At 73.8% G+C, this 6,862-nt stretch carries 9 protein-coding genes; 6 read left to right on the top strand and 3 right to left on the bottom strand.

The features are described from left to right. Positions 1-220: DUF1330 domain-containing protein (locus tag QZX64_RS09725; protein WP_295658834.1), on the bottom strand; the 220-nt coding region annotated here is incomplete at its 3' end. A gap of 48 nt (positions 221-268) precedes the next feature. On the opposite strand from QZX64_RS09725, the gene QZX64_RS09720 reads away from it, so the two are divergent. Genes QZX64_RS09720 through QZX64_RS09710 form a run of 3 tightly spaced genes read left to right on the top strand, consistent with a single transcriptional unit; the run spans position 269 to position 2,658 of the window. Next, on the top strand, positions 269-1,420 hold the full coding sequence (locus tag QZX64_RS09720) for a CDP-glycerol glycerophosphotransferase family protein (protein WP_295658832.1): 1,152 nt from the start codon (positions 269-271) through the stop codon (positions 1,418-1,420). A 21-nt stretch (positions 1,421-1,441) separates the two neighbouring features. Beyond that, positions 1,442-2,092, top strand: a complete 651-nt coding sequence (locus tag QZX64_RS09715; protein ID WP_295658830.1) for an ATP-binding protein — start codon at positions 1,442-1,444, stop codon at positions 2,090-2,092. Next, on the top strand, positions 2,089-2,658 hold the full coding sequence (locus QZX64_RS09710; protein ID WP_295658827.1) for a hypothetical protein: 570 nt from the start codon (positions 2,089-2,091) through the stop codon (positions 2,656-2,658). Before QZX64_RS09715 ends, QZX64_RS09710 begins: the two co-directional genes overlap by 4 nt. Before the next feature lie 369 nt (positions 2,659-3,027). Here QZX64_RS09710 and QZX64_RS09705 read toward each other — a convergent pair whose 3' ends face one another. Both QZX64_RS09705 and QZX64_RS09700 read right to left on the bottom strand, forming a co-directional pair. Beyond that, the gene (locus QZX64_RS09705) at positions 3,028-4,101 is read right to left on the bottom strand and encodes an adenosine deaminase (RefSeq protein ID WP_295658825.1); all 1,074 of its coding nucleotides are present in this window, start codon (positions 4,099-4,101) and stop codon (positions 3,028-3,030) included. A gap of 24 nt (positions 4,102-4,125) precedes the next feature. After that, a complete protein-coding gene (locus QZX64_RS09700) occupies positions 4,126-4,971 on the bottom strand; it encodes an alpha/beta fold hydrolase (RefSeq protein ID WP_295658824.1) in 846 nt (281 codons plus the stop codon). Between the two features lie 35 nt (positions 4,972-5,006). Here QZX64_RS09700 and QZX64_RS09695 point away from each other — a divergent pair, with 35 nt between their 5' ends. The 3 genes from QZX64_RS09695 (at position 5,007) to QZX64_RS09685 (ending at position 6,767) form a co-directional block, all read left to right on the top strand. Next, the gene (locus tag QZX64_RS09695) at positions 5,007-5,459 is read left to right on the top strand and encodes a MaoC family dehydratase (RefSeq protein WP_295658821.1); all 453 of its coding nucleotides are present in this window, start codon (positions 5,007-5,009) and stop codon (positions 5,457-5,459) included. A 1-nt stretch (position 5,460) separates the two neighbouring features. Next, on the top strand, positions 5,461-6,435 hold the full coding sequence (locus tag QZX64_RS09690; RefSeq protein ID WP_295658820.1) for a ketopantoate reductase family protein: 975 nt from the start codon (positions 5,461-5,463) through the stop codon (positions 6,433-6,435). An 80-nt stretch (positions 6,436-6,515) separates the two neighbouring features. Beyond that, a complete protein-coding gene (locus QZX64_RS09685) occupies positions 6,516-6,767 on the top strand; it encodes an alpha/beta fold hydrolase (RefSeq protein ID WP_295658817.1) in 252 nt (83 codons plus the stop codon). Positions 6,768-6,862 lie beyond the last annotated feature (95 nt).

Raw genomic sequence — 6,862 nt, 5'->3', positions numbered from 1 at the left:
AGGCCGGGCTGTCGTGGGCGGCGCGGGCCGCCTCGACGGAGTCGAACTCGATGACCACGGTGCGGGTGGCCTCCCCCGCCTCGTAGGTCTGCTCCGGCAGACCCCGCGCGAGGAACGTGCCGCCGGCCTCCCGCAGCGCGGGCCCGGCCAGCTCGGCGTACGCCGCGACCTTGGCGTCGTCGGTGATCTCGCGGTAGATGGCGATCCAGTAGGCGGTCATGACGGGCATCCTGCCGCACGCCCCGGGCGCGGCTCGTAGAATCGGCGGGTGTACGACGTCGAGGTCATCGCCTACTTCGCGGACGACCCCACGCGCACCTACCAGCTGGTGCAGTGGCTGCCCGTGCTCGAGCTGCTGCACGCCCGGCACCCGGTGGCGCTGGTGGTCCGCGACCCGCATTCCGCGGTCGTGCTCGGCGACCGCACGGACCTGCCCATCCACGTCGCCACGCCGTTCCCCGAGCTGACCGCGCTGTACGCCGAGCTGGACGCCAAGGTCGTCCTCTACTGCAACAACTCGATGCTGAACTTCCAGTCCCTGCTGCACGGCCGCTCGCTGCACGCCCACATCAACCACGGCGAGAGCGACAAGCAGAGCATGGCCAGCAACAACGCCAAGGCCTACGACCGGGTGTTCGTCGCCGGCGAGGCCGCGGTGCAGCGGCACGTCGCGGGGCTCCTCGAGTTCGACACCTCCCGCCTGGTCCGCATCGGGCGTCCCCAGCTCGACCTGCGCCCGGCACCGCTGCTGGCCCCGAGCACGCGCCGCACGGTGCTGTACGCGCCGACGTGGGAGGGCGACGCCGACTACAACGACTACACGTCGCTGGACACGATGGGCGTCGCGATCGTCCGTGCCGTGCTCGCCGTGCCCGAGGTGCGGCTCGTCTACAAGCCGCACCCCAAGGTGGTCACCAGCCTGACGCCGCCGGTGCGCGACGCCCACCACGAGGTGCTGGCCCTGGTCGACGAGGCCGCCACCCGGGAGCCCGGTGCGCAGCACGTCGCGATCACGGCGGGCGACATCCTGGCCGTGATGCCCGACTGCGACCTGATGATCACCGACGTGTCCTCGGTGGGGCTCGACTGGCTCTACCTGCGCACGGAGAAGCCGATCCTCGTCACCGACCGCCATTCCGACGCCGAGCGGCTGCGCCACGAGGTGCCGGTGAGCCGCTGCGCCGACGTCGTGGCCGACGCCGACGTGGCCGGGCTCACCGCTCTGGTCGCCGACCGGCTCGAGCACGACACCCACCACCTCGCGCGGGTGGCGATGCGCCACTACTACTTCGACGACCTCCAGATCGGTGAGAGCACCATGCGCTTCACCGACGCCGTCGGCGAGCTGGTGTCGCTGCGCGACGCCCTGCTGCGCTCCGAGCCGGCGATCGACGGCGCGGGCGCCGCCGACATCGCCTAGGTGGTCGGGCACAATGTGCCGGTGCGCGAGCGAGAGGTCCCCGGGGAGCCGCTCGGCCACCCCGTGCGCCGCGTGATCGTCCTGGCCGGCCCGTCCGGCGCCGGCAAGTCCCGGCTCGCCGAGCGCACCGGTCTGCCCGTGCTGAGGCTGGACGACTACTACAAGGACGGCGACGACCCGACGCTCCCCCACATCGAGGGCGGCGCCATCGCCGGCATGGTCGACTGGGACCACCCGGGCTCCTGGCTGCCCGACGACGCGGTGGCGGCACTGGAGGCGCTGTGCCGTGACGGCGTGGCCTCCGTGCCGATCTACGACATCGCCGGCAACGGCCGCCACGGCGAGCACCGCCTCGAGCTCGGCGACGCCCGGTTCGTCGTCGCCGAGGGCATCTTCGCGGCCGAGATCGTGCCCGCGTGCGCCGAGCGCGGCCTGCTGGCCGCGGCGTACTGCGTGCGCCAGCACCCCCTCGTCACGTTCTGGCGGCGGTTGACCCGCGACCTGCGCGAGCACCGCAAGCCGCCCCTGGTGCTCGTGCGCCGCGGCCTCGCGCTGCTGCGCGACCAGCGGCGCGTCGTGGAACACGCCGTCTCCCTCGGGGCACGCCCGGTCACGCCCCACCAGGCCTACGCCGAGATCGGCGCCCTCCGCGGAGCAGCGCTGCACCGATGAGCACCCCGGGTCCCGCCGCCGCACGCCTCCTCGGGCGGGGCCCGCGCCAGCCCGACGGCCTCTCCTGCGGGGCCGCCTGCCTCGTGGTGGCCGAGGCACTCGCCAACGAGGCGTACGCCGCGCGGCTGGCCGACGGTGGCGCGGACCGCTTCTCCGCGGAGGTGCTGGCCATGCACCGCCGTGCCACCGGACCCGTCGACGTGGCCGGTCGCCTCCAGGCGCCGTGGACCAGGATGCTGGGCACGCCCCCGTGGGCGGTCGCCCGGCAGCTCACCGCGCGTCGCGGTCGGCCGCACCGCACCCGCCTCGTGCCGCCGTGGGCGCGGGCGCGCACGCGGGCGGTGGACACGATCAGGGCCGCGGCCGCGACCGACCCCGTGCCGCTGTTCGTGGGCAGCCGCCTGCTGCCCCGCCACGTCGTGCTCGTGCTCGACGCCGACCTGATGACGTACGACCCCGCCACCGGACGCATCGCCACCCTCGACGCAGACGAGCTGGTGGCCGGGCGCGTCGCGGGCCTCGGCTGGCCGGTGCCGTGGGCGTGGGTCGGTCCGGCCCGCCGCTAGGGCGCCGGTTGCGCCTCCCGCGAGCGCCCAGAACATCGTGCGGTCGTCCCGGGACGAGTCGACCGCGGCGAGCACGGCGGGGCCGAGCTCGTCGGTGGTCAGCGACCGGTTCCAGGTGAAGCCGACCTGGACCGACTCGAGCAGACCGCTGGCCGCGACCTTGACGACGACCCCCGGTGGCGTCGACCGGTCCGAGCCGCGACTGCACCTCCTCGGTGCGCTGCAGGGCGACGTCGGTCTGTTCCCGGAGGACGTGCAGGTCCTCCAGCGGGTCTGGCATCGGGTCTCCTCGTCGGTGGTGACCCGTTCATCCCCGGTGGCGCGAGGGACGAACCACCGGGACCGACCTCCCCGGCACCGTCCGGCGGACTACGCCGAGAGGGCGGCGTACTCCGGCTTGATGACCCGGTCGATGATCTCGAGCCGCTCGCCGAAGGGCAGGAACGCCGACTTCATCGCGTTGATCGTGAACCAGCGCAGGTCGTCGAGGGTGTAGCCGAACGCCTCCACCAGCGACCACATCTCCTCGGTCATGGAGGTGCCGCTCATCAGCCGGTTGTCGGTGTTGACGGTGACGCGGAAGCGCAGGGCGGTGAGCAGCCCGATGGGGTGCTCGGCGATCGAGGTGGCCGCGCCGGTCTGCACGTTGGAGGCCGGGCACATCTCGAGCGGGATCCGCTTGTCCCGGACGTACGACGCCAGCCGGCCGAGCTCGACCGAGCCGTCGTCGTGCACCGTGATGTCGTCGATGATCCGCACCCCGTGGCCCAGCCGGTCGGCGCCGCACCACTGGAGCGCCTCCCAGATCGACGGCAGGCCGAAGGCCTCGCCCGCGTGGATGGTGAAGTGCGAGCTCTCGCGCTGGAGGTACTCGAAGGCGTCGAGGTGGCGGGTGGGAGGGAACCCGGCCTCCGCACCCGCGATGTCGAAGCCGGCGACCCCACGGTCCCGCCAGGCGACGGCGAGCTCGGCGATCTCCATCGACCGCGCCTGGTGGCGCATGGCGGTGAGCAGCTGCCGCACGACGATCCGACCCTGCGCCGCGGCCACCCCCTGCTCGAAGCCCTCCTGCACCGCGGCGACCACCTCGTCGAGGGTCAGGCCGCCTCCGACGTGCTGCTCGGGGGCGTAGCGGACCTCGGCGTAGACGACCCCGTCGGCCGCGAGGTCCTCGACGCACTCCCGGGCGACGCGGGTGATCGCGGGGCCGTTCTGCATCACCGCGACGGTGTGGTCGAAGGTCTCCAGGTAGCGCACCAGGCTGCCGCTGTCGGCGGCCTCGGCGAACCAGCGACGCAGGTCCCCGGCGTTGTCGGCGGGCAGCGCGTGCCCGGCGTCGACCGCGAGGTCGAGGATCGTCTGCGGCCGCAGCCCGCCGTCGAGGTGGTCGTGCAGGAGGACCTTGGGTGCCGCGCGCACCTGGTCACGGGTGGGGCTGGTCATGCGAGCATCCAACCATCCGGCCAGTCAGCCGGCGGGCTTGGCCAGCAGCGCTCGCAGCGCCTCGACGGTCACCTCCGGGGCCTGGCTGTGCACCCAGTGCCCCACGCCCTTGACGCTCACCAGCCGCGCCGACGGGAAGAGCGCGCGCATCTGCTCGGCGTCCCCCGGCCTGACGTAGCCCGAGTCGGCGCCCGCCAGCCACAGCACCGGGCCGTCGTACGGCGGGTGGTCGAGCACCGCCGCCGGGAAGTCGGCGATGGCGGAGTCACCGCCGCGAGCGGCGTCGGCGGCGAACAGCGCCACGTTCGACTGCCAGCGCCACGACCCACCCTCGCGTCGCAGGTTCTGGAGCAGGAAGGCCCGCACGCCCGGGTCGGGGTCGACGTCGGCGAACCGCTCCTCGGCGTCGGCCCGGTCGCCGATCTCCAGCAGCGGGAGCGCCCGCATCGCGCTGATGTAGCCGGCGAAGCGCGAGAGGTCGCCGTACGACTTCGGGGCGACGTCGACGACGGCCAGCCGCTCCACGAGGTCGGGGTGCGCCAGCGCGAGCACCATGGCGACCTTGCCGCCGATGGAGTGCCCCACGACGGTCCAGCGGTCCTCACCACCCGCTGCCCGCAGCGTGGCGGCGACCTGGTCGGCGTAGGACTCGAAGGAGAACTCGTGGCTCCACGGCGAGCGGCCGTGGTCGGGGAGGTCGACGAGCAGTGCGCGGGCGCCGGTGCCGTCGGCGCCGATGACGGCCTTGGCGATCTGGGTCCAGTTGCGTCCCTGGCCGAACAGCCCGTGGAGGAACGCGATGCGCGGGCCGGCAGAGCCCAGCGACAGGGTGTGCAGCCGCGGTTCGGTAGGTTCGGGCGCGGACGTCATGTCGTCATCCTCGCAGCCTGACACCGGGAGCCCCCATGCGCGTGTTCACCAGCCTCGACGAGGTCGAGGCGGCCACCGGCGAGGCGCTCGGCACCAGCGACTGGCTCACGATCGACCAGGAGCGCGTCGACACCTTCGCGGCGGCCACCGGTGACGACCAGTGGATCCACGTCGACGTCGCGCGAGCGACGGAGGGCCCGTTCGGTGGGACGATCGCGCACGGCTACCTCACCCTCTCGCTGCTCCCGGTGCTCGGCACGCAGGTCTTCTCCCTCGACACCCCGGGTGCCAGGATCAACTACGGCCTCAACAAGGTGCGCTTCCCCCATCCCGTGCTCGTCGGCTCCCGGGTGCGGGCGCACGCCGAGGTCGCCGGCGTGGTCGACGTGCCGGCCGGCAGGCAGCTGACGCTGCGGTGGACCGTCGAGATCGAGGACGTCGACAAGCCCGCGTGCGTGGCCGAGACCGTCGTCCTGCTCCTCGCCTGACATGCGCATCATCGTCTACGGAGCCGGGGCGATCGGCGGGGTCCTCGGCGCTCGGCTCGCACTGGCGTCCTACGACGTCGCGCTGGTGGCGCGCGGCGCCCACCTCGACGCCGTCCGCGCCGACGGCCTGACCCTGCGCTCCGCCGACGGCGACCAGGTGGTGCGGCTGCCGGCCTCCGACACCGTCGCCGACCTCTCCCCCGGCGCCGACAGCGTCGTGCTGCTGGCGGTGAAGAGCCACCAGACCGCCGCCGCGCTCGACGACCTGGTGGAGCACGTGCCGCAGGACGCCACGATCGTGTGCGTGCAGAACGGCGTGGCCAACGAGGCCGCGTGCCTGCGCCTGTTCCCGCACGTGCTGGCCGTGACGGTGATGATGCCGACGACCCACCTCGAGCCCGGGGTCGTGGTGCAGAACAGCCATCCCGTGCCCGGCCTGCTCGACCTCGGCCGGTTCCCTGGCGGACGCGACGAGCGGTGCGAGCCGGTGGCCGCGGCGTTCCGGGCGGCCGGGTTCGAGTCGGTGGTGCGCGACGACGCGATGGCGTGGAAGCACCGCAAGCTGCTGATGAACCTCGGCAACGCCGCGCAGGCGTGCTTCGCCGACGACGACGACCGCGCGACGCTGGTCGCGCGGGTGCGGGAGGAGGGCGAGCGGGTGCTCGCCACGGCCGGGATCGCGGTGACCTCCGCCGCGGACGACGCCGCCCGTCGCGGCGACCTGCTGACCGACAGCGGGGTCGGCCCCCGCAGCGGTGGGTCGACGTGGCAGAGCCTGGCCCGCGGACAGGGCTCGGTCGAGACCGACTACCTCAACGGTGAGGTGTCGCTGCTGGGCCGGCTGCACGGCGTGCCCACCCCGGCCAACGACGTGGTGCGCGTCGTGATGGCGGAGCAGGTGCGCGCCGGGGCCCGGCCCGGCGCCCGGCGGGCCGGCGACCTCCTGGCCCTCCTGGACGCCCCCGTCAGTCGCTGACGGCGCCGTAGGCCGCGAGGAAGACGCGGACGCCCTCGTCGGCGAGGTGGTCGAGCTCCTCGGCGGTGATCAGCTGTTCCATGCGCGCCCTGGCACCGACGCTGGCCTACGACATCGCGCTGACGAGCGACCTGCCACCCCTCGAGCGCGCCGCCGGCGTGACCGTCCCGGTGCTCGTGGCGGTCGGGGAGGACAGCCCTCGAGGTCTGCACGCCGTCGCCGACGGGCTCGCTGCCGCCGTGCCCGGGGCCAAGCACGTGCAGGTGGCGGGCCAGGACCACCTGGTCGGCGCCCGGGCGATGCTGGGCGTGCTCGAGGACTTCCTGCACTGACGGTCCGGCCTGCCCCTCGGGTCATTGACACGTGCGGCGCAGCCCCCCATGGTGGGCGACACTGGGGTCCGGTCGTCCGGACGCCGGCCGGCCAC

Source organism: uncultured Nocardioides sp., assembly GCF_902805925.1.
Classification (GTDB): Bacteria; Actinomycetota; Actinomycetes; order Propionibacteriales; family Nocardioidaceae; genus Nocardioides.
The sequence above is the reverse complement of the archived record's forward strand: the minus strand, read 5'-3'. Positions and strand labels throughout refer to the sequence as shown.